General features: G+C 66.0%; 20 protein-coding genes and 1 pseudogene. 11 read left to right on the plus strand and 10 right to left on the minus strand.

The features are described from left to right. Window positions 1-35 precede the first annotated feature (35 nt). Window positions 36-1,034: a fatty acid desaturase family protein gene (locus ACMVY4_RS21895; protein ID WP_416898059.1), complete on the plus strand. Its 999-nt coding sequence runs from the start codon at window positions 36-38 to the stop codon at window positions 1,032-1,034. Further along, entirely contained in the window at window positions 1,031-2,602 is a 1,572-nt protein-coding gene (locus ACMVY4_RS21900) for an AMP-binding protein (RefSeq protein WP_416898060.1), read from the plus strand. The genes ACMVY4_RS21895 and ACMVY4_RS21900 overlap by 4 nt, the downstream gene beginning before the upstream one ends. A 6-nt stretch (window positions 2,603-2,608) precedes the next feature. Here the strand turns inward: ACMVY4_RS21900 and ACMVY4_RS21905 are convergent, their stop codons facing one another. From ACMVY4_RS21905 to ACMVY4_RS21915, 3 genes are all read right to left on the minus strand, one after another. After that, window positions 2,609-3,976, minus strand: a complete 1,368-nt coding sequence (locus ACMVY4_RS21905; RefSeq protein WP_416898061.1) for an adenylate/guanylate cyclase domain-containing protein — start codon at window positions 3,974-3,976, stop codon at window positions 2,609-2,611. Between the two features lie 53 nt (window positions 3,977-4,029). Then, window positions 4,030-5,703, minus strand: coding sequence for a choline dehydrogenase (betA, locus tag ACMVY4_RS21910; RefSeq protein ID WP_416898062.1), 1,674 nt, complete (start codon window positions 5,701-5,703; stop codon window positions 4,030-4,032). A 97-nt stretch (window positions 5,704-5,800) separates the two neighbouring features. Further along, window positions 5,801-7,069, minus strand: coding sequence for a beta-ketoacyl-[acyl-carrier-protein] synthase family protein (locus tag ACMVY4_RS21915; protein WP_416898063.1), 1,269 nt, complete (start codon window positions 7,067-7,069; stop codon window positions 5,801-5,803). 96 nt (window positions 7,070-7,165) lie between these two features. Here ACMVY4_RS21915 and ACMVY4_RS21920 point away from each other — a divergent pair, with 96 nt between their 5' ends. The 5 genes and pseudogenes from ACMVY4_RS21920 (at window position 7,166) to ACMVY4_RS21940 (ending at window position 14,273) form a co-directional block, all read left to right on the plus strand. Beyond that, complete coding sequence (locus ACMVY4_RS21920; protein WP_416898064.1) at window positions 7,166-8,395, plus strand: multidrug effflux MFS transporter; 1,230 nt, start codon at window positions 7,166-7,168, stop codon at window positions 8,393-8,395. Window positions 8,396-8,585: 190 nt separating this feature from the next. Further along, window positions 8,586-8,657: pseudogene (locus tag ACMVY4_RS21925) on the plus strand (hypothetical protein); the annotation flags it as partial. A 19-nt stretch (window positions 8,658-8,676) separates the two neighbouring features. Then, the gene (locus ACMVY4_RS21930) at window positions 8,677-10,008 is read left to right on the plus strand and encodes an acyl-CoA carboxylase subunit beta (protein ID WP_416898065.1); all 1,332 of its coding nucleotides are present in this window, start codon (window positions 8,677-8,679) and stop codon (window positions 10,006-10,008) included. A gap of 73 nt (window positions 10,009-10,081) precedes the next feature. Beyond that, entirely contained in the window at window positions 10,082-12,709 is a 2,628-nt protein-coding gene (locus ACMVY4_RS21935) for a peptidoglycan-binding protein (RefSeq protein WP_416898066.1), read from the plus strand. A 148-nt stretch (window positions 12,710-12,857) separates the two neighbouring features. Next, the gene (locus tag ACMVY4_RS21940; protein WP_416898067.1) at window positions 12,858-14,273 is read left to right on the plus strand and encodes a peptidoglycan-binding protein; all 1,416 of its coding nucleotides are present in this window, start codon (window positions 12,858-12,860) and stop codon (window positions 14,271-14,273) included. Between the two features lie 47 nt (window positions 14,274-14,320). On the opposite strand, the gene ACMVY4_RS21945 is transcribed toward ACMVY4_RS21940, so the two are convergent. Next, window positions 14,321-14,473, minus strand: a complete 153-nt coding sequence (locus ACMVY4_RS21945; RefSeq protein ID WP_416898068.1) for a hypothetical protein — start codon at window positions 14,471-14,473, stop codon at window positions 14,321-14,323. A 212-nt stretch (window positions 14,474-14,685) separates the two neighbouring features. Between ACMVY4_RS21945 and ACMVY4_RS21950 the strand changes: the two genes are divergently transcribed. Both ACMVY4_RS21950 and ACMVY4_RS21955 read left to right on the plus strand, forming a co-directional pair. Beyond that, a complete protein-coding gene (locus ACMVY4_RS21950; protein WP_416898069.1) occupies window positions 14,686-15,768 on the plus strand; it encodes an LLM class flavin-dependent oxidoreductase in 1,083 nt (360 codons plus the stop codon). Continuing rightward, the gene (locus ACMVY4_RS21955) at window positions 15,765-16,700 is read left to right on the plus strand and encodes a cyclase family protein (protein ID WP_416898070.1); all 936 of its coding nucleotides are present in this window, start codon (window positions 15,765-15,767) and stop codon (window positions 16,698-16,700) included. Before ACMVY4_RS21950 ends, ACMVY4_RS21955 begins: the two co-directional genes overlap by 4 nt. Here the strand turns inward: ACMVY4_RS21955 and ACMVY4_RS21960 are convergent. The 3 genes from ACMVY4_RS21960 to ACMVY4_RS21970 form a co-directional block, all read right to left on the minus strand. Then, on the minus strand, window positions 16,697-17,098 hold the full coding sequence (locus tag ACMVY4_RS21960) for a PaaI family thioesterase (RefSeq protein ID WP_416898071.1): 402 nt from the start codon (window positions 17,096-17,098) through the stop codon (window positions 16,697-16,699). The two genes, ACMVY4_RS21955 and ACMVY4_RS21960, sit on opposite strands and share 4 nt — an antisense overlap. A 71-nt stretch (window positions 17,099-17,169) precedes the next feature. Next, the gene (locus ACMVY4_RS21965) at window positions 17,170-18,396 is read right to left on the minus strand and encodes an ABC transporter substrate-binding protein (protein WP_416898072.1); all 1,227 of its coding nucleotides are present in this window, start codon (window positions 18,394-18,396) and stop codon (window positions 17,170-17,172) included. Window positions 18,397-18,526: 130 nt separating this feature from the next. After that, on the minus strand, window positions 18,527-19,204 hold the full coding sequence (locus ACMVY4_RS21970) for a YggS family pyridoxal phosphate-dependent enzyme (RefSeq protein ID WP_416898073.1): 678 nt from the start codon (window positions 19,202-19,204) through the stop codon (window positions 18,527-18,529). On the opposite strand from ACMVY4_RS21970, the gene ACMVY4_RS21975 reads away from it, so the two are divergent. Next, a complete protein-coding gene (locus tag ACMVY4_RS21975; RefSeq protein WP_416898074.1) occupies window positions 19,203-19,769 on the plus strand; it encodes a thiamine phosphate synthase in 567 nt (188 codons plus the stop codon). The two genes, ACMVY4_RS21970 and ACMVY4_RS21975, sit on opposite strands and share 2 nt — an antisense overlap. Here the strand turns inward: ACMVY4_RS21975 and ACMVY4_RS21980 are convergent. Genes ACMVY4_RS21980 through ACMVY4_RS21990 form a run of 3 tightly spaced genes read right to left on the minus strand, consistent with a single transcriptional unit; the run spans window position 19,719 to window position 21,418 of the window. Next, window positions 19,719-20,114: a helix-turn-helix domain-containing protein gene (locus tag ACMVY4_RS21980; RefSeq protein WP_416898075.1), complete on the minus strand. Its 396-nt coding sequence runs from the start codon at window positions 20,112-20,114 to the stop codon at window positions 19,719-19,721. The genes ACMVY4_RS21975 and ACMVY4_RS21980 overlap by 51 nt on opposite strands. Then, window positions 20,111-20,731, minus strand: a complete 621-nt coding sequence (locus ACMVY4_RS21985) for a Smr/MutS family protein (protein WP_416898076.1) — start codon at window positions 20,729-20,731, stop codon at window positions 20,111-20,113. Before ACMVY4_RS21985 ends, ACMVY4_RS21980 begins: the two co-directional genes overlap by 4 nt. 9 nt (window positions 20,732-20,740) lie before the next feature. After that, window positions 20,741-21,418, minus strand: a complete 678-nt coding sequence (locus ACMVY4_RS21990; protein ID WP_416898077.1) for a LutC/YkgG family protein — start codon at window positions 21,416-21,418, stop codon at window positions 20,741-20,743. A 103-nt stretch (window positions 21,419-21,521) separates the two neighbouring features. Here ACMVY4_RS21990 and ACMVY4_RS21995 point away from each other — a divergent pair, with 103 nt between their 5' ends. Further along, window positions 21,522-22,442 (plus strand): TIGR03619 family F420-dependent LLM class oxidoreductase, encoded by a 921-nt coding sequence (locus ACMVY4_RS21995; RefSeq protein WP_416898078.1) that lies wholly within the window; start codon window positions 21,522-21,524, stop codon window positions 22,440-22,442. Window positions 22,443-22,509: the final 67 nt, after the last annotated feature.

The raw sequence follows: 22,509 nt of genomic DNA on the forward strand, positions 1-22,509 counted from the left end.
TTCAATCGTACGCAGGCGTACGATATAAGAGCGACATGATCACGGGGGAGGCATTCAGGGAGGACGAACGCCGGTGGGACCGGCTCGCGCCGGAACTGGTGCGCCAGCTGTCCGAGCAGCGCGACTCGCGCGCCTGGATGGCGCTGCTCGATCTATACGCCGCGATCGCCGTGATGATCTGGGCAGCCGTCACCTGGTGGCATCCGCTTGTCGTTGTGCCGCTGATGTTCCTGATCGCGACCCGGCAACAGGCCTGTTTCGTCATCGCCCATGACGCTGCCCATTACCGCCTGTTCCGGAACCGGCGGCTGAACGACATTGTCGGCCGCATCACAGGCGGCATCGTCGGCATCTCCATGCCGACCTACCGGGTGACCCACCGGCTGCATCACAACCACCTCTACGGAAAGCAGGATCCCGATATCCCGCTGAACGCCGGCTATCCGCGCGGCAGAACCTATCTGGCCCGGAAGCTGTTCCTCGATCTGTTCGGCCGCACCGCCTTCATGACCTACCGATACTTCTTCGGCGCGCCGGCCATCAACGCGGAGACAGGGGATCCCAACCGACCGCTGAACGATACCTCGCCACGGCTGAGGGCGGCGGCACGGGCCGACCGGTGGTGGGTCCTGGGCTTCCACATGATCATGCCATGCATCGCCTGGGCGGGCGGGTTCCTGCTGGAATATCTGATCCTCTGGGTGGTGCCGCTTCTGACCTTTCTGCAGCCCTTGCTCCGGCTCCGCGCCATCTGCGAGCATGGCGCCGTTTCCGATTACGGATCTCCGCTGACCGCGGCACGGACCAATACCGGACCGAAATGGCTGCTCTGGCTGTTCTTTCCCTACAATGTGAACTTCCACATCGAGCACCATCTCTACCCGTCCATCCCCTTCTACAATCTTCCGGTCGCCCACGACTTCCTGACGTCGAAGGGCCTGCTGGACGAGGCCGAAGTCCGCGATGTGGGCGAGACGATGAAACTGATCTTCGCAGAGAAGACGACGCGACCGCCGGAGACCGCTGCCACATGACCAACCTGACCGAACTGCTCGCCATCGCCGGGGAACGGGCCGAAGGCCGGCCGATGCTGGTCTATCAGGACCGAGAGATTTCCCATGCCGAACTGGCCGCGGAGTCCCGTCGTGTCGCCGCGGGACTGAAAAACCTCGGCATCGGCAAGGGCGACCGGGTCGCCTGCTGGCTGCCCAACGCCCCTGCCTATCTGGCGATGTTCTTCGCCTGCGCCCGTCTGGGCGCCATCGCGCTGGCCGTGAACACCCGCTACCGCTCTGTCGAGGTCGCCGACATCGCCGGCCGCGCAGGCGCGAAGGCGATGATCTACTGGCCCGACTTCAAGGGCATCCCGTTCAACGACATGCTCTCCGAGATCGATCCCGCGGACCTGCCGGAGCTGCGTCATCTGATCGTCTATTCCGAGGCCGGTGCGCCCGTCGTCTCGCCCCTGCCCCAGGCCGAGGCGATCTCCTACGACGATCTGGCGGCGTCGGACGAACTCGTCGAGGACTTTGCCGCCGACGATCTCGGCGTCGCGATCTTCACCACCTCCGGCACCACGTCGAAGCCCAAATTCGTGCTGCATCACCAGTCGTCGATCGCCGATCACGGCCTGCAGATCGCCGACCGCTTCGGCTGGCGCGGCGAAGATGTGGTTCATCTGGTCGCCATGCCCTATTGCGGCGTCTTCGGGCTGACCCAGTCGATGGGCGGCATCGCCTCGGGACGCACGCTGGTGACCATGCCTTTCCTGGACATTCCCGATTCCGTGCGGCTGATGAAGACCCACAAGGTCACCCACACCGCGGGCTCGGACGACATGTACAACATGATGCTGCAGTCGACGGACGAGGCGGTGCCGTTCCCTGCCTTCCGGTCGGGCATCTACGCGCTGTTCAATCCGGCGCTGGAGGACATCGTCGAGCGGGCCGAGGCGCGCGGCATGTATCTCACGGGCGTCTACGGCATGTCCGAAGTACAGGCGCTCTATTGCCGCTGGCCGGACGGCTCATCCATCGACGTCAGGAAGCGCGGCGGCGGCATTCCGATCGGCGACGGCGCCGCCTGCCGGGTCCGGGACAACGAGACGGGCGACCTGCTCGGTCCCGGGCAGCCGGGCGAACTCGAATTGCGTGGTCCGTCGATGATGATGGAGTATTTCCTCAATCCGGAGGCGACCGGGAAGACCTTCACCGACGACGGTTTCGTCCGCACAGGCGACCTGGCGCAACTGACCGAAGACGGCGGCTTCGAGTATCTCTCCCGCATGGGCGACGTGCTGCGTCTCGGCGGTTTCCTCGTCGCTCCGGCGGAGATCGAGGCGCGCCTGCTGGAGCACCCGTCGGTCAGCGATGTGCAGGTCGTCAGCGCCGTCGTCGGCGGCCGCAGCCGCGCCGTGGCCTTCGTCATTCCCGCCGGCGGCGACTATGACGAGGCCGCCGTGATCGCCCATTGCGATGCCGGTCTGGCGAAGTACAAGGTTCCGGCCCGCGTCATCGCCCTGGACGCCTTCCCGGTCACGCAGTCGGCCAACGGCATCAAGATCCAGAAAGCGAAACTGCGCCAGATGGCGGAATCGCTCTGAGGCCGTTCACGCCCCGCCGCGGAGGGTGAATATCTCGATTTCCGCGTCCCGGCCCCGGACGGCGGTGCGTGTGACCGGATCGCAGGTGTCGGCGCCCATCATCGCCGCGGTGCGATCGCAGAGCAGCGTCCGCGTCTTCTGCTCCTTGTTCAGTTGTTCCAGCCGGGCGGCCAGATTCACCGTATCGCCGATCACCGTATAGGACTGACGCTGCCGCCCACCCAGCGCGCCGGCGATGACCGGTCCCGTGGCGATGCCGATCCGCACCCGGAAACGCTTGCCGGCGAAATCCCGCTCCGCGACCAGCCGCTGGATGTCAGCTGCCGCAGCCGCGGCCGACGCCGCCATGTTCTCACCCGCCAGCGGCGGCGAGAAGGTCGCCAGCAGACCGTCCCCCTGGAACTGGGTGACGATGCCGCCATGCCGCGTCACCGCCTCGCCTGCCGCATCGTAGTAGGCGTTCAGCATCTCCAGTACATGCGCCGGATCGGCGGCCTGGCTGGAGGCGGTGAATCCCTCGATGTCGGCGAACAGGATCGACGCCTCCTGCCGTTCGGGCTCGAGAATGCCGCCGTGGCTCAGCAGTTCCTGCGCGACCTCTTCGGGGACGTACTTGCTGAACGTCTCCCGCGCGAGGCGGCGCTGCTCCTCGGCCGCGGTGAAGCGGCGGAAGTTGAGACGGCCCCGCCAGGCTGCCAGCGCCAGAAGGGCCGACAGCCCCGTCATCGTGACGAGTTCAAGAAGCCGGGCGCTGTTGTCGAAGAAGTCCGGGTGCAGATAGAGCGCCCGCGCTTCCGCCGGGTCCGAATTGAGCGAGCCGCCCGGTAGATCGAACCAGGTCAGGACGCCCGGTTGGCCGGACAGATACACTGTGGTGGCGAACCACGCCGCCGATATGGCGAGGCCAACGCCCAGCACCAGAGACGGCGCGTTGGTCAGCGCCACGCAGCCCAGATAGAGGAAAAAGAAGAGGAAATATTCCAGCCGGAAGGACTGGACCAGGGTCCAGAGGTTCTCACCGAACGGGTTTCTGAATACCACAGCCACGTAGATCACGGCGAGGTCGATGGCGATGAAGACATACTTGCCCCATGTCTGGAACCAGTTCCGGTCGGCCATGGCCATCTGCACGGCGCTGATCGCCGCGAAACCAGCGAGCCCCAGCAGCACCTGCCCCTGCGTCTGGGCCGGCATGCCCACGGGCACGTAGAGCGCCAGCGCCACGCAGAGCAGCAACCGCCCCAGACCCGCGATGCGGAAGCCGAAGATCTGCTCGGCCTGCTGCGCCTCCAGCGCCGACGCGCCGGGCCGGCGGCCGCCGACCAGCCAGCGGCGGAAGCTGTGATTCAGGGATGCTCTGGACTGCCGCGCCATCCGCAATGCTCCGTCAACGTCGATATGTCAGAGTGGATACGCTACGGAAGGCTCTACCTCTGGGCGTTCTCCCAGTCCGGGTGCAGCCAGGGTTCCCGGTCGTCCGGCGCGAGAGGCGTACGGCCCAGAACGTGATCGGCCATCTTCTCCCCTACCATGATCGACGGGCCGTTGAGGTTACCGTTTGTAATGCGCGGAAAGACCGAACTGTCGATCACCCTGAGCGCTTCGGTCCCGATGACCTGCCCGGCCGGATCGACCACCGCGTTTGGGTCTTCCGGGTCGCCCATACGGCAGGTGCCGCAGGGATGATAGGCGCTCTCGACCGCTTCGCGGATGAAGTCGTCCAGCGCCTCGTCGGAAGTGACATCGTCGCCCGGCGCGATTTCCGGTCCGGCATAGGGCGCCATCGCGGGCTGTTCGAAAATCTCGCGTGTCAGGCGGATGCAGGTGCGGAAGTCTTCCCAGTCCTGCTCAGCCGACATGTAGTTGAACAGGATCGACGGCGCGGCCTTGGGATCGGCGGAGGACAGGCTGACGCGGCCGCGCGAGGGCGAGCGCATCGGCCCGACATGCACCTGAAAGCCGTGTGCCTTCGCCGGGGCCTTGCCGTCATAGCGGATAGCCACCGGCAGGAAGTGGTACTGGATATCGGGGTATGTGACGCCCTTGCGCGAGCGGATGAAGGCCGCGGCCTCGAAATGATTGGTCGCGCCGAGGCCGGTCTTCGTGAACAGCCACTGTGCGCCGATCATCGCCTTCGAGACCAGGTTGAGACTGGAATAGAGGCTGACCGGCTGCTTGCAGATCTTCTGGATGTAGAGTTCCAGATGGTCCTGCAGGTTGCCCCCGACGCCGGGCCTGTCGGCCAGGACCTCGATGCCGTATTCCTTCAGATGCGCCGCCGGGCCGATGCCCGACAGCATCAGCAGCTTCGGCGAGTTGATCGAGGAGGCAGAGAGGATCACCTCGCGGTTCGCGCGGATCTGTTCAATGCGGCCGCCGCGTTCGATTTCGACGCCGACGGCCCGGCGCCCCTCGAGGACCACGCGCCGCACCAGGCACCGCTTCATCGAAAGGTTCGGACGCTTCAGCGTCGGCTTCAGATAGGCGTTGGCGGCGGACCAGCGGCGGCCTTTCCAGACCGTCATCTCCATCGGCCCGAAACCTTCCTGCTGTTCGCCGTTGTAGTCCGAAGTGACCTGATAGCCCGCCTCGCGCCCAGCCTCGACGAAGGCCTTGTAGAGCGGGTTCTTCTGCGGTCCGCGGGTCACATGCAGCGGGCCGCTCTCGCCACGCCAGCCGGACTGGCCGCCATGGCTCGATTCCATGCGCAGGAAATAGGGCAGCACGTCCCGGTAGGCCCAGCCGCGCGCGCCCGCCTGCGCCCAGCCGTCATAGTCCAGCGCGTGTCCGCGGACATAGACCATGCCGTTGATCGAGGACGAACCGCCGATGACCTTGCCCCGCGGGCAGGCCAGCCGCCGTCCGCCCAGATGAGGCTCGGGCTCGGACCGATAGCCCCAGTCGTAGCGCGGCATGTTCATCGGATAGCTGAGTGCTGCCGGCATCTGGATCAGCGGCCCGAAGTCGGTGCCGCCGAACTCCAGCACCAGCACCGAGTGCTTCCCGTCCTCGCTCAGCCGCGCCGCCAGCGCGCTGCCGGAACTGCCGGAACCGACGATGACGAAGTCCGCCGTCGCGGCGATGGGGAGGTCCTGGGTCATGCGCGGGGATTTAGAGCACGCGGCGGGGAAGCGAAACCCGGAACACATCCTGCCGCCCTCGGGCTTGACCCGAGGACAACAAAGGCAGGCAGGCACCTCAGCTCCGGCTGATCACCACCGACGCATTCTGGCCGCCGAAGCCGAAGGAGTTGATCTGGGCGACGTCGTAGTCGAGCTGCTTTGGCGTGCCGTGCACGACCTCGAACTCGGCGGCCGGATCCGGCTCGTCGATATTGGAGGTGTGGACGAAAGTGCCTTCATGCATGCCCTTCAGCAGCGCGATCAGCGACATGCCGCCCGACGACGCGCCGGAGTGCCCGAAATGGCCCTTGGTCGCCGTCACCGGCAGCGGCGCGGTTCGGCCCTTGCCGTGCACGATGTTGATGGCGTTGATCTCGGCCGTGTCGCCCTTGGGCGTCGCAGTCGCATGCGCTGCGAGACCGCCGACATCCGACGGGCTCATGTCCGCCGACCTGATGGCCTTTTCCATCGCCTTCGCTTCCCACTGCCCCGACGGATCGGGCGATGAGGGATGGAAACTGTCGGAGAGCGAACCGTAGCCCCGGAGATAGCCGAGAATCTTCGCACCACGTGCCTTCGCATGCGATTCGCGTTCCAGCACCAGCATGGACGAGCCCTCGCCCACCACGATGCCCTGGCGCTTCACGTCGAAGGGCAGCATCACCCGGCGCGGATCGTCGGACGCGCCTTCCATGCCGTAGGCCCCGCCCGCGTAATACATGGCCGGCACGAAGTCCCCGTCGCGCTTGCCGCCCGGCGCCGAGATGCCGCCTTCGGTACCACCGGCGATCACCACATCGGCGTCGCCGGCCCGGATCAGCCGGGCCGCGGTGCCGATCGCGTCCAGCGATGAGGCGCAGGCCGTCGTCACCGTCAGGCTCGGCCCGTGCAGCCGGTAGCGCAGCGCGATCTGGCCGGCCGCCATGTTGGCCCAGACCTGCAGCTGGGTCTTGCGCGGCACGGCCTGCGGGCCCTCGGTATCCAGCATGTACTGCGCCTTCTGGAAGGCGCGGACGCCACCGCCCGACGTGCCGTGCACGACGCCGAGGCGTTCGGCATCGAAGCCGCCGCCGTGCAGCCCGGCCTGCTCCATCGCCTGCTGCGAGGCAGCGAGCGCCATCTGCGCGAACATGTCGGTGCCGTCGGCGATCTTCTCGTCCATCCAGTCGAGCGGATCGAAATCGGTCACGGTGCCCCAGAAGACGCTGCCCCCGTCGCGTTCCGGATCGCACCATGGCGCCAGCGAGATGCCGCTCTCGTCCGCCAGCATCGCCGCCCAGTATTTCTCCACCGAGCATCCGAGCGCCGAGACGATGCCCGTACCCGTAATCGCAATCGCTTCCATGGCGGTGTCCTCCCGTCCGGCATGATAGCCATCTAATCTTTCGGTGCGCATGCAGATGCCGTTGAGCTAGGTTGCGCGCCCGTCCGAGGAACCTGCATGAGCGATACCCAAAAAGGAACCGGCCCCGTCGAATTCGTCATCATGCTGGCGATGCTGATGTCGATGATGGCGCTCGCCATCGACACGGTATTGCCGGCCCTGCCCGACATGGGGACCGAGCTCGGCGTCATCGACGCAACCGAGAACCAGCTGATCATCTCGTTCCTGTTCGCGGGGCTGGGGCTGGGACAGCTGGTCTACGGCCCGCTGTCCGACGGTATCGGGCGGAAGCCCGCGGTCTATGTCGGTATCGTCTTCTTCGTCATCGGCTGCCTGCTGTCGCTGTTCGCGACCGACTTCGAGACCATGCTGGCCGGCCGGGCGCTGCAGGGCTTCGGCGCGGCGGCGACGCGGATCGTCACCGTCGCCCTTGTTCGCGACAGCCTGGCCGGCCGCGCCATGGCCCGGGTGATGTCCTTCATCATGGCGGTGTTCATTCTGGTGCCGGTGCTGGCGCCGATGGCCGGACAGGCGATCCTGTGGCTGGGCGACTGGCGGCTGATCTTCATCTTCTTCCTGGTGCTGGCCGCCGTCGCGACCACGTGGTTCGGCATCCGCCAGCCCGAGACCCTGCCGAAACCGAAGCGCCGCCCGCTGTCGCTCAGCGGCATCGGCGGCGGCATCCGCAACGCGGCGACCAACCGCGTGACGCTGGGCTATACCGTCGCCACCGGCTTCGTCTTCGCGCCGTTCCTCAGCTACATCAGCGCCTCGCAGCAGGTCTTCCAGAACATCTACGGCACCGGCGAGGCCTTCGTCTTCTACTTCGCGGCCGGCGCGGCCACGGTTGGCATCTCATCGGTCGTGAACGGGCGCATCGTGATGCGCTACGGGATGCGCCGCCTGCTCCGGCTGGCGCTGTCGGGTCAGGTGCTGGCCTCGCTGGTCCTTATCGCCTGGATGACCGCCACCGGTCACCAGCCCGGCATTGTCGGATGGATGATCTATCTGATGGTCTGCTTCTTCGGCGTCGGCATGCTGTTCGGCAACATGAACGCCGTCGCGATGGAGCCCATGGGCGGCAATGCCGGCGCGGCATCGGCCTTCATCGGCTTCTTTTCCACCGCGGTCGGCCTGCCCATCGGCGTCGCCATCGGCCAGGCCATGGACGGCACGGTGCTGCCGCTGCCGGTCGGCTTCGCGATCTGCAGTTCGCTGTCGCTGATCGTCGCCCGCTGGGCCGACAAGGGCCTGCCGGAGCGACCGGTCGGCGAGCCGGCCACTTGACCTCGGCATATCGCCCGCGGAACCTTGGAACGGAGGCGGGGAGGCTTCGGACATGACACATGACAGCGCGACGGACCGCATGGCCGCGGTGGAGGCCAAGCGCGCCTCGGTGATGGACGGCGGACGGCCCGAGGCAGTCGCCAAACAGCACGGCCGGGACCGGCTGACGGCGCGGGAACGCGTCGACGCCATGCTGGATCCGGGCACGTTCCGCGAGATCGGCGGTCTTGTCGAACCTCTCAGGGACACCGACCTGACCTCGAAGCTGGACGCGCCGGCAGATGGCGTGGTCGTCGGCAGCGGCCGCGTCGACGGCCTGGCCGGTCTACATCCTCTCCGACGACTTCACGGTACTCGGCGGCTCGGTCGGGCCCATCGGCTCGATGAAGACCAACCGCGTGATCGATCTGGCGATCCGCAACGGCTATCCGCTGATCTGGCTGCAGGAAGGCGCCGGCCACCGCATTCAGGACGGCCTAGACAGCCGCCACTTCGCCTCCGCCGGGAACATCTTCCACATGCTGGCGCGGCTCTCGGGCTGGGCCCCGATCGTGACCGCCGTGTTCGGCCCCGGCTATGCCGGCCCGACCAATATGGCCAGCTTCGCCGATTTCCGCATCATGCGCCGCGGCCACGCGCAGATGGGCGTGGGCGGCCCGCCGCTGGTGCGCGCGGCCACGGGCGAGGAGATCGACACCGAAAGCCTCGGCGGTGCGGCCGTGCAGGCCGACCGGCAGGGCCTCGCCGACATGGCCCCCGAGACCGAGGAAGAATGCTTCGCCGCGATCCGCCGCTACCTCTCCTATCTGCCCTCGAACTCGGGCATGGCGCCGCCGGTGACCGCCGCGTCCGACCCCGACGATGACGGCATCGACACGCTGGTGCCCGACAGCCCGCGCCGCGCCTATGACATGCGCAAGGCGCTGAAGGCCGTCGTCGACCGCGACAGCTATTTCGAGATCAAGCCGACCCACGCGAAGAACATCGTCACCGCCTTCGCCCGCATCGGCGGCAAGCCGGTGGCGCTGATCGCCAACAACCCGCAATTCCTGGCCGGCATGCTGGACGCGAAGGCCGGGGACAAGGCCGCGCGCCACATCGCCATCGCCGATGCCTACGGCCTGCCGCTGGTCTATTTCGTCGACGTGCCCGGCATCGCCGTCGGCACCGGGGCCGAGGCCTCAACCGTGGCCCTGCGTGCGGCCAAGCTGCTTTACGAACTCGGCGTCGCCACCGTGCCGCGCTACTCGATCATGGTCCGCAAGGGCTATGGCGCGGGCTACTACGCCATGAACGGCGGGCGCGGCTTCCACGCCGACGGCTGCTGGGTCTGGCCGACCTCCGAACTCTGCGCCATGTCCATCGAGACCGCACTGAACGTCGCCTACCGCCGGGACTGGCAGAACGCCGCCGATCCGGTCGCCCGCAAGGCCGAGCTGGAAGCCGATATCCGCAGGAACCTGACGCCACTGCGCGCCGCCGAGCACTTCGGCATCGATGATGTGATCCTGCCCAGCCAGACCCGCCAGGTGCTGGCCGAGGCCCTGGCCACCGCGCCCCTCCGCCCCCACGACCCCGGCCCGCCCAAGAAACGCGCGATCAGCCCGATCTGAGGACGGACTCGCCTCCCACTTTCCGTAGGGGTAACCTCTTTCAAACGGGACCTGCTTCGGGAGGGTGTGAGGGATGTTGCGCGCAATTGGGCTGGCTTTGGGCCTGCTTGCCCTGCTGAACACGGGATCAGCGGCGAATGCTGAAGAAGAACTGACACGCGAACGCTTGCAGGAGCTCGGTTACTTCCTGAAGGCTCTCGGCTTCATCAACGAAGAATCGGCTAACAGCCGGTTCAGTGATGCTGCGCTGGATGACGGCATACGTGACTTCCAGACCGCGTTCGGCTTCCGCTCCACCGGCAAACCGGAGCTTTCCACGTTCCTCATCGCCAATCGGATGAACGCATGGCGGAGCACAGACACCCCGGTCGCTCTTCAGCATCCGACATGCACGATCTTTGGTGCCAGGGAATCGATCGACCAGACATTCCATCGAGCAGCCAGGGTGTTGAATTGGACCGGCAGCTGTTACACCGGCAAGGCCTCGGGTGAGGGAAAGCTGCGCATTGAGCGGCACTATCGGCTTTCGTCAGGAGAAGCGCGCACCGTCGTCGACTTCTATCAAGGCAATATGCGCGCCGGCTTCTTCGACGGCAATGGCAAGTACTTCTTCTTCAATGGCCTTTCGGTGACGGGCAGGTGGGAGAAGGGCCGCGCCATGGTGCTTGACGGGACCGGCGCGCCAGCAGTTTCCGAAATCCATGGCGAGGCGCTCGGCAGGGTCAAGCGCGCGCTGAACCAGATGGGATTCAAGGCCGGAGCGGAGGATGCCGGCTTCGACAAGACCGCGCAAAAGGCACTGAGGCAATTCCAGTCCGCGGTCGGCATCCGGCCGGATGGCAAGCTGACGCGAGATATGGCGATCATTGTATACCGGATGCAGGAATGGCGTACCGGCAATCCGATCAGAAGCGCATTATTCCCCGTCGGCGGAGGCAGCAGAAAGTGCGAAATTTACGCTGGACGACGATTTGTCGGCGGGGGGGTGAGGTTGATTGAGATGACCGGCAGTTGTCCGGGCGGGAAACCTGCTGGCCAGATACGGCTGGTCGTGCAGGACGTCGTGAATCTGCCGAACATTAAGACCACTCGTCAGATCTATGAGGGCGAACTCAACAGCGGATTCTATCACGGCAAAGGTACATACACCTTCGAGGACGGAACCGTCATCAATGGACGTTGGGCGAATGGCAAGTTCCTGTTTCAGAACGAAGCCGATCCGACGGACGTCCGCTCGATCCAGCAACTGCTCGCCGACAGGGGCTACGATCCCGGCCCTGCCGACGGGTTGATGGGCACCCGGACCGGGAACGCCATCCGCGCGTTTCAGAAGGACGCGGGGCTGAAGGTTGACGGCCAGCCCACCGACACCCTGCTGGCACAGCTGAAATCATCCGGCGGTGGCGCAGCAAGTACCGCCCGGAGACCAGACCCCGGAAAGGGGGATGCAGAGGCCATCACCGTGCTTCAGTTTTCGCTCAACCTGCATGGTTACGATGCCGGACCTGAGGACGGAAAGATGGGCGCCAGAACCCGGAAGGCCATCGAATCGTTTCGCCGCGACTGGCAGTTGAGCGGCGGCACCCCGGATGACGACACTGTCATCGGGATACTCTTCGGAAGGCATCCGGTATCCGAACCGAAATGGCGGCGCGTCGAAGGCAGCGGTTGTCAGGTCTGGATCCGCGAGGCCCGCGCACGCCAGTCATTTCACTGGAACGGGGGATGTCAGGGCGGGAAGCTGCACGGCAAGGGACGTCTGACCGAGCGCTACATGCTCGATGGAAAGTGGTACGAACGAGACTACCACAATGGCGAGATGCGTGACGGAAAGCGCAATGGATGGGGCACATTCGTCCAGGTTGTGGGCAATGAGACCAATACATATACGGGCGAATGGCAGGACGACGAACGGCACGGCAGCGGACGCCTCGAGTACCATGACGGGCGCATCCTTGAGGGAATGTTCCGGAAGGGCCAGTTTGTCGGCGAAGCCAGCGCGCCGCCCCAAGGCGGCCAGACGGCGCAGTCGAAGGCGATTCCCCCGGAAAAGGATAGCCTTGCGAACTTCACCGGTCGCAGATCGGTAACTTTCGCAAACGGCGCTCGTTATGACGGTGAGTTCCTGAACGGCAGGATCAACGGGACCGGGACCATGACCTACTCCGACGGCGTGGTCTACAGCGGCCAGTGGGTAAATGGAAAGCGGCAGGGTCAGGGCCGATTGACCATGGAAAACGGCGAGTATTCAGGGGAATTCCGCAATCACCAACCGAACGGGCGTGGCGAGTTCAGGTTCAGAAACGGGACAGCCTATTCCGGAGAAGTCGTGGACGGCCGCTACGATGGCCAGGGGATCATCAGCTATCCGAACGGCGTGCGCTACGAGGGCGGCTTTGTCGAGGGCAAGCGGAACGGTTACGGCACGCTTCGCGATGCCTCCGGCAACGTCTACAAGGGCGAGTTCCGCGACAACAGGTTTCACGGCAAGGGCGTGCTCCAGTTCACGAGCGGCGACCGCTACGACGGAGCCTTCGCCAATGACACCTTCAATGGCCATGGCACCTACTGGTTCGCGGACGGCCGCTGGTGCATGGGGATCCACGAGAACGGCCGCTTGGTCGGCTGGGGCACCGCCAATGCGGGCGGTCGTATGATGAAATGCAGCCAGGTAGGCAATACGACCAACTTCCACGACTGAATCAGGATCCATACCCCCTCGGGGGTTCCTCCCCAATCCAGATTTGGGTGACCAAGACCAAGCCGCCGCGCGCCGAGAACCAGATTGGCCTGATGCATGCCATTGAGTAGCATTCGGGTGTCGGAATGGCATCATGTGGGGAAGAAGGGTGATCAGACGTCTCTGCTTCATTGTTGCCTTCGTCTGGTTCGTCTGCTCAGGAACCGGCTATGCGAATTCGAGCGACAGTCTAAACGACGTCGAATATGGCTTTGCCCGAGACCAGCTGACGGAAATGGGATATCCGGCGGGAACCGGAACCGCACCTTTCGACGTGACGGCCCGTACCGCATTGAGAAAATTTCAATCCGATCTGGGCCTGGAGCCCGATGGCGATCTCTCATTCGACATGGCGGTGATCGTCCGGCGTATTTACCAGTGGCGCCTGGGGGAACCTGGTGAAAAACCTCTTTCTTCCGAATGCAGGATCCGTGGCGGCGCGCGCCGATCGTCTCTGGAGCAGGTGAAACTGGTGTCCTGGGACGGCGCCTGTCCAGGCGGAAATCCATCGGGAATCCTCCGGATCACCGTGGAGGACAACTACCGTCTCTTCAATCCATGGGATATCGACTTCCGGCAGGTCTACGAAGGCGAATTGTTCGACGGCCTCTACCATGGCCCGGGCAGATACAGCTTTGCCGATGGAACGATGATCCATGGTTACTGGGACCGCGGCCGTTTCCGGTTTTCGCGCGAACTGGATGCAAGGCAAAGACTGAGATCGGCCCAGCTTCTTCTCGCGGAGCACGGCTACGATCCCGGCCCCGCCGACGGGCTGATGGGCACCAAGACCGGGAACGCCATCCGCGCGTTCCAGAAGGACGCGGGGCTGAAGGTTGACGGCCAGCCGAGCACCGCGCTGCTGTCGCAGCTCAGATCCAAAGCCGTCACCGCGCACGCAGAAGACCGAGAGGATGACGATTACATCGAATTCGAGCTCGAATTCCTCCTCGCGCGCGAAGGGTATGATCCCGAGCGATATCCCGGCGATCCGGATCGACAGCTTGCCGCGGCGGCGCAGGCCTACCGGACTGACTGGCAGATGCCGGCAGGCACGCCCTATGACCATGATATTGTTGACATGTTGACGCAAGTTGACGCCCGCACACGTCCCGGATGGCAGGTTCTGGAAGGAAGCCGTTGCAAGGCGTGGAATGACTGGCCGCACGCTCGTGAAACGCTCGTGTGGAGCGGCGCGTGTCCGGGCGGCAAGGCGAGCGGCGACGGGATACTGAAGGGCCGGTTCATGCTGAACGGCGACTGGGTCACGCACAACAAGTACGAAGGCGTTCTGGAGAACGGCAAGGCCAACGGATACGGCGCCCGATACTATCTGAGCGGGCGTTCCATCACGGGCATCTGGAAGGATGGCCAGCCACACGGCTTTGCGTTCGAGCATTTCCCGACAGGCTCATCCTATTCGGGCGGCTGGGCCGAGGGAGAGCGCCATGGCCAGGGAACCCTGACGGACGCGGACGGTACCGAGACCAAGACCGAGTGGGTCAAGGGCGAGCGCGTCAAGTAATCCATGATCCCCACGACCACCCTCCTCGCCTTCATCGGCCTGGGCCTCTACACGGCGATGGCGTCGGGCCGGAAGTAGGGACCTCCCCGGCGTTCACCGCATGTCAACGATGTGTTGAACGGTGGCGCGGCGATTTCCCGGACACCGCGCCCCATCTGATCCTCCAGACCCCTTGTGACCCAGTCGAGGATCGAAGCCATGAGACCGACCGCCATCATCGCCATCATCGCCCTCTCCCTGCTCGCCGCCGCCTGTGGCAACACCCAGCCCCTGCCGGCCAGCGAACGGCCGCCCATCGCCGACCCGGCGTTCTAGGGTCATCGCCGACCCGACGTTCTGACGCCTCCCGGCTTGGCCCGGCCTGCCCGCCCTGTCATGCTCTCCACGGGGAGAACATGACGGGGAGGGCCGGATGAAGTTCGGCGGCATGGTCGCGACCAATATCGGCGACTGGCAGATCTTCAGGGAACTCGAGGAACTCGGCTACGACCACGGCTGGGCGCCGGACAGCCAGATGATCTGGTCCGACAGCTACGCCACCCTGTCGCTGGCCGCCTGGCACACGGAGCGCATCCGCCTCGGCACCGGCGTCGCCATCGCGGGCACGCGGCTGGCGCCGGTGACCGCGCATTCCATCGCCTCGATCAACAAGCTGGCGCCGGGCCGGACCTTCCTGGGCATCGGCACCGGACACACGGCGATGCGGATCATGGGCGCGCGGCCGATGAAGGCGAAGGCCTTCCGCGACTATCTCCGCGTCGTACGCGGCCTGCTGCATGGCGAGGAGGTGGAGTGCGAGATCGACGGCGAGACGAAGCCGATCCGCTTCCTCGACCGCGAACTGGAAAGCGTGAACACCGAACAGCCGGTCGAGATCTATGTCGGCGCCAACGGCCCGAAGGCGCTGAAGGCCGCCGGGGCCTATGGCGACGGCCGCATCTGCGCGGGCAACGAGCCCCTGGGCGTTCTCGACCGCAATCTCGGCATCATCCGCGAGGGCGCAGCCGAGGCCGGGCGAACCCTGCCCGAGAGTTTCCACACGGCGGCCCTCACCTTCGCCTGCGTCATGCGCCCCGGTGAGACGCTTCAGAGCGAGCGGGTGATCGACGAGATCGATGCCCAGGTCGTCTCGACGCTGCATTACTTCTACGAGCTCTATCAGGAGCGGGGCCATGACGATTTCGTCTCCGACCGTGTGCGCGGCACCTGGGAGGACTACAAGCGCTACGTCGCCGAGACGATGCCGCCCGAACGCCGCCACCAGATGCTGCACCGGGGTCACTGCGCCTTCTGCCCGCCCGAGGAACGCCGCTTCATCACGCCGGACATGATCCGCATCTCCGGCGGGCTGGTGGGCGAGCCTGACGAGATCGTCGAACGCCTCGGCCAGCTGGAGCAGGCCGGGCTGAAGGAAGTCACCTTGCTACCGCCCGTCGCCGTCATGCGCGACAACTTCAGGGACTTCGCCGAACAGATCATGAGCCGCTACCGATGAACCTGCCCGACTATGACGATCTGCCGCTGATCGATGGCCTGCAACTGCCGCACGCCTGGGACGTGTTCGGCCGCGACGACGATCTCGGCTCCATCGGCCTGTTGACGCCGGAACGCCGGTTGGAAGCGGCGGCGCTGGTCCGCTCGGGCGAGGTGGTGAACCTGTCGCTTCCGCTCGATGAGCCGGATCCGCCGCTGTTCGGCCGCAAGCCGCTGGCCCACGACATCTACAATCTGGACCGCAACACGCTGGACGACAGCGTGGACTCGCTGTTCATGCAGGCCTCCAGCCAGTGGGACGGTTTGCGCCATATCCGGGCGCGCGAGCACGGGTACTGGACCGGGATTCCCGACGACTTCGAGAAGGGCCGAGGCCGGCTGGGGATCGAGCACTGGGTCGAACACGGCATCGTCGGCTGCGGCGCGCTGCTGGACGTGGCCCGCTACATGGCCGATACCGGCCGCGACTACGATCCGCTCTCGCCCTTCGCCGTCACCGCCGAGATCCTGGAGGCGACGGCGGCGCATCAGGGGACCGAGCTGCGGACCGGCGACATGCTCTGCATCCGCTTCGGCTGGGTCGAGGCCTACCGTGCGCTGTCGCCCGAGGCCCGCGCCGACTATGCGCCGAAGGTGCAACATTCGGGACTGGAGGGCTCGGAGGCGATGGCCCGGCGGCTCTGGAACTGGCACCCGGCCTCGATCACCTGCGACAACCCGGCGGTGGAGGTCGTGCCCGGCGATCCGAAGATCGGCTCGCTGCACCGGCGGATGATCCCGCTGCTCGGCATGGCCTTCGGCGAGATGTTCGACTTCTCGAAGCTGTCGGAGAAGCTGGCGGCGCGCGGCGACTGGCGCTTCATGATGACCGCCGTGCCGCTGAACCTGCCTGGCGCGGTCGGTTCCCCGGCCAATGCGATCGCGGTGCTCTAGCCGAGTTCGATCACCCGCACCGTCCCCGTGGCGGACGCAACCGGTCCCACGCCGCCGTCGAAGAGCTTGGCCTCGACGAACTTCGTCGCCCGGCCGCCGCCGGTCACGCCCGCCTCGCAGCGCATGAGGCCGGGACCGGCGCCACGGATGAAGTTCACGGTCATGGTGACAGTGATCCCGTAACGCCCTTCGCCGTCGTTGACCGAGGACGCGCCGCCGCCTGCCAGCCCGCAGTCCAGAAAGGCCGCCAGCATGCCGCCATGGACCGATCCGGCGGCGTTCAGGTGATAGTCGGTGAACTCGGTTTCCAGCACGTAGCGGCCGGCCTTCTTCTCCAGCACGCGGATCGGCATGTGATCGGAGAAGATCGGCGTCGCCTTGATTTCATTGCGGATCATGACCGCGGTCTCCCACACAGAGAAAGGCCGGCCCCGCGGGACCGGCCCATCCAATCAACCCTGTCCGACGATCAGTTGACGCTGTCGTCCGGGCGCATGGCCTCGGCGACGTCCGGCGGCGGCAGCACGTTCTGCCCCGGCACATAGCGCCAGCCGGTCAGATAGCCGCCGCTTTCCCGCCAGCGGGTGATGCCCACCCAGGAACCCAGCGTCGCCTGATGATCGACCTTGCGGTAGGTGATGTTGCCGGCCGGCGTCGCGACATCCAGACCGCGCAGCGCCTGCAGCAGCAGTTCCGACTTGGTGGTGCCGGCCTTCTCGAAGGCCGCACGGGCAGAAATCAGCGTGATGTAGCCGAGCAGCGAACCCATGGTGGGGTTCTCGTTCCACCTGGCCTGATAGTCGGCGACGAATTTCTTGTGAGCCGGATCGCCGATGTCATACCAGGGGTAGCCTGTCACGATCCATCCGCGCGGCGCGTCCTTGCCCAGCGGCAGGATGTATTCGGGCTCGCCGGTCAGCATGCCGATGTTCGTCTTGTTCTTGAACAGGCCGAGGCGGTTGCCCTCACGCGCGAAGGTCACGAACTCGTCGCCGAACAGCACGTTGAAGATGCCCTCGGCACCCGACTGCTTCAGCGCCTGGACGACCGGCGTCGGATCCTCGAAGCCCTTGAGCGGCACCCACTGCTCCGAAACGAATTCGATGTTCGGATTGCGGTCGAGCATGTGCTCCTTGAAGGCCTCGACGGCATCGTGGCCATACTCGAAGTCGGGCGCGATGGTCGCCCACTTCGTCGCCTCGCTGTCGAAGGCCTCGCGCGCCAGCATGCCGGCCTGCATCCAGGTCGAGGCGCGAAGACGGAAGGTGTAGCGATTGCCCTCCGACCAGACGAGCCGGTCGGTCATCGGGTCGGTGGCCAGAAACACGACCTGCTTGTCCCTGGCGACCTTGCTCACCGCAAGCCCGACATTGGACAGGTAGGTGCCGGCCAGCATGTGCACCTTCTCCTGCGCGATCAGTTCCTCGGCCGCCGCGGCCGCCTTCGCGGGATCGCCGGAATCCTCGCGGCTGACGACTTCCAGCGGCTGGCCGAGCACGCCACCCGAAGCGTTGATCTCCTCCAGGGCCATCTGCCAGCCCTTGCGGTAGGGCTCGGTGAAGTTCGGGTAGCTGTCATAGCTGTTGATTTCGCCGATCCGGACCGGACCGGATTCCTGAGCTGCCGCGGCCAGCGGCAGGGCCAGCATCGCCGAAGCGGCCCAAACAAGCGAGACTACGCTCCTGCGGGTCATCATTGTCACTTCCTCCAGTTGCCGGCTGTGCGCGATTCACGGCGCGCGCTTGAGAATCACGCGCATTCTGACCGTTTCGCCCGCCAAGGTCCAACAGGGTTTGTCAAGTATCATCTGAGTACTTCGGACGTATTCAGGTTCCACGCGCGCCGAAGATTGCCGTACCGACGCGCACATGTGTCGCGCCGAATTGAATCGCGATCTCGAAGTCCGCCGACATGCCCATCGATAACCATTCAAGTTGGTTACGGTCCGCGATCTTTTTCAGCAGGGCGAAGTGCGGCGACGGTTCCTCATCGACCGGCGGAATGCACATCAGGCCCCGGACCGGCAGGTCGAGTTCGCCGCGGCAGAGTTCGATGAAGGCGTCCGCATCCGGAGGCGCGATACCGGCCTTCTGCGGCTCCTCACCCGTGTTGATCTGTATCAGACAATCCGGCCGCCGCCCCTGCTCGGCCATCGCCTTCGCGGCGGCCCGCGCGGTCTTTTCCCGGTCGATGGTGTGAATGACATCGAACAGCGCCACCGCCGGCGCCACCTTGCGGCTCTGCAGCGGGCCGATGCAGTGCAGTTCCACCTGCGGGTAGCGGGCCTGCAGATCGGGCCACTTCTCTTCCAATTCCTGCAGGCGGTTCTCGCCGAACACCCGCTGCCCGGCCCCGATCGCGTCGGCGATCAGGCTGGCGGGCTTTGTCTTGGACACCGCGATCAGCGTGATGTCCGCCGGATCGCGGCCCGCACTGCGCGCCGCGGCCTCGACCTGACCGAGAACCTGTTGCAGGTTGTCGGCAATGTCAGTTCCGTCACTCATGCGTCCAGAATCGGCCAGCCGGCCCTTCGCCGCAAGGGGCTTCGCCCTGCCCCGCGTCATCATGCCGACCGACCTGGACCGCGTCCCCGATCCGCTGCCTTCGATCGCCCGCCTGCCTGCGGGATCGGCCGTGATCCTGCGCGACCGCGGTCATCCCGACCGCGCCGGCTGGGCCGCGCTTCTGCGGGAGGCCACGCTGGCGGCGGGCCATCTGTTCCTGATCGCCAATGACCCGGATCTCGCAACCGCCGCAATGGCCGATGGCATCCATCTGGCCGAAGCAGATGTCGGCCGGGTCCCGCCGCTGGGTTTCACGACGGCTGCATGCCACTCGCTCGAGGCGGTGCGCCGGGCAGAGATCGCGGGTGCGGACGCCGTGCTTCTCTCGCCGGTCTTCCCCACAGCCAGTCACCCGGGCGGCCGGGTGCTCGGCCTGCAGCGGGCGCGGGCCATCGCCGCCGCGACGGTGTTGCCTGTCTACGCCATGGGCGGCGTCACGCCGGCGAAGGCACAGCTACTCGGTTCCGGATTCGCCGGTTTCGCCGCCATCGCCGCCTTCGCCTGATTCGAGCAGTTCCGAGAGGGCGCGCAGCGTTTCCGGCGGCAGCTTGCCGATACGTTGCGCAAGCCGGTTGGCCACGGCGGTCGCTTCCGGAGTGAGGCCGGCCGTGTCGATGACGATGCGCGGGTGCGAGATGGCCGCCAGATCCTGCAACTCGTCGGCATCGTCCCAGATCAGTTCGAAATAGGCGATGATCCGCTGCACCAGAGCCCAGTTCGGCCGGCTGCGGTGGCCATGCTCCAGGGCCGACAGATAGGCCGGCGTCACCTCCAGGTCAGCGGCCATCCGCCGGAGCGAGATCCCGCGCTTCTCCCGCAGTTCCCGCACACGCGCGCCGAAAGGCGTCATGCCTCGCGCTGCCGCTTCAGCAGGATGTACAGCGCGCCCGATCCGCCATGTGCGGGTGTGGCCCCGGACACGGTCAGGACCATCGGCTTCAGATCCGGCTCGCCCAGCCATTGCGGGACGCGGCGGCGCAGGATGCCGGGCGGCTCCGGATTGACGAAGGGGCCGCCCTCGCCCTCGCGTTGCCGGCTGCCCTTGCCGGTGATCACCAGCAGACAGCGTTTCTGCGCGGCATGGCATTGCCTGACGAACAGCTGCAGCGCGCGATGGGCCTGCTCCTGATTCATGCCGTGCAGGTCCAGGCGCGCCTCGACCGGATACTGTCCCTTGCGCAGCCGCTCGGCCGTCCGCCGGTCCAGGCCCGCCACCCGGCCCCGGCGGTCCTCCGGCGGCGTCCGCACCGGGGCGACATCGGGCGTCGGCAGCACGCGGGTTGCCGGCTTCCGGGCCGGGGCGGCGGGCTTCGGCTTCTTCTCCGGGGGCGCTTCGGCTTCGTAAAGCGCGGCCTTGCGCGCCTCCTCCCTGAGACGCGCCTCTGTGGATTTCAGCGGTTCGACCGATTTCGCCACCAGCGACCAGAGCCGCGCGTCCTCGTCGTTCATGCCGCCGCGGCGCGCCACCGGGTCGCCTCAGTCCAGATCGTCGATCAGCAGGATGTGCAGCCGCCGCGGCCCGTGGGCGCCCATCACGATCTTCTGCTCGACATCGCCGGTGCGGGAGGGTCCCGAGATCATGTTGACGGTCCGCGGCATGCTGCCCTCGCCGAAGCGTTCCCGGACCATGGCGAACGCGTCCTCCATGGCGCGGACGACCTGACTGCGTTTCAGCACGACGATGTGGTTGTCGGGGACGAAGTTCAGCGTTGCGGGTGTGTCGGCGCCGGACGTCATCACCAGCGTGCCGGTCTCGGCGATGCCGGCTGCGGCCGGAGTCACCGCGACCTGATCGGAGATCTCGGCGCGGCCCGGCGTGACGCTCAGCAGCGGGGCCTTGTCCCAGGGCAGGCCGGCAATTTCGGCCGACGGCGATATCCGGATCTCGCCCGGAAGATTGTGGCGCTTCAGGTAACCGGCGATCGCCGCAGGCGCATCGTCGGCGCTGCCCAGCCGGTCGATGGTGATCGCCAGTTCGGCGCATTTGTCCAGAAACAGCTGCAGCCGCTCGGGTTCGGGCTTGTCGGCGCGCGCGGGCATCAGATTGATCCGGTGCTCGCGCATGCGCGCCTCCACCGCATCCCGGTCGCGGCGCTCGGGATTGGCGGCGCTGGCCTTGGCGATCTTCTCGAAAAGGGCGTCACGGGTGGACATCGGTTTCGGCCTCCGCGCGGAACTCCTGTCTGTATCTGACAGAAAGGGGCGGACATGCAAGGCAGGCCCGTGGAACAATGTCCGCTCAGGGGAGGACTTCATCATGCAATTGACCGTCGAGTTTCCATCCGTCGCCTATCGTGAAGGACCGGCCGCCATGATCCGCATGGCGCAGGAGATCGAACGCATCGGCTACGACCGGATCGACATCTTCGATCACGTCGTCATGGGCTACGGCACCGATACGCGCGAGGAGCCGCGCTATCCGCCGAAGATGCCGATCATGGAAGCGCTGATCATGGCGGGGGCGATCGCTGCCGTGACCGAACGCATCGGCCTGGGCACGGAGGTGCTGGTCCTGCCCCAGCGCGACCCCACACTGGCCGCCAAGCAGGTTTCGACCATCGACACGCTGTCGGGCGGACGGATGCGGCTTGGCGTCGGCATCGGCTGGCAGCCGGCCGAATACGAGGCGCTGGGCTTCGAGTACGGCAACCGAGGCAAGCGCATGGACGAGGCGATCCGGGTGGTCCGCGCCTGCCTGCGGGACGAGCGGATCGAGCACAAGGGCGAGTACTACACGCTCGACGCCGTCGCCATGGAGCCGAAGTCGCCGCAGGGCGCCGATCTTCCGATCTGGGTCGGTGGCAACTCCCGGCCCGCCTACCGCCGGGTGGGTACGCTGGGCGACGGCTGGCTCGCGAGCCAGGTCACGAGTCCCGAGATGGCACGTGACGCCATGGATCAGATCCGCGAGGCCGCGGTGAAGGCAGGCCGCGATCCGGAAAAGCTCGGCTATCAGTCGATGATCGCGCCGCCGCCCCGCGCCGGCGACGACAAGGCAAGAAATTTCTACGCAGATGAGACGGGCGTCGCAGAAAGAGCCGCGGAACTGAAGGATATGGGCTTCGGGTCTGTCGCGCTGAACGCAACCGCGATGTTCCAGTCCGGCGCCCGCAGTGTGGATCTGATGCTGGAGAAACTCCAATCATTGCATGTAGCAATAAAAAACACTTGCGCCTAGCAACAATAATCGCCATCCTCGCCCCTACGGAGCATGGGGCGAGGCGCCGTTGAGGGTTGGCCCGAGC

The organism is Minwuia sp. (assembly GCF_048007105.1).
In the GTDB taxonomy this organism is placed as follows: domain Bacteria; phylum Pseudomonadota; class Alphaproteobacteria; order Minwuiales; family Minwuiaceae; genus Minwuia.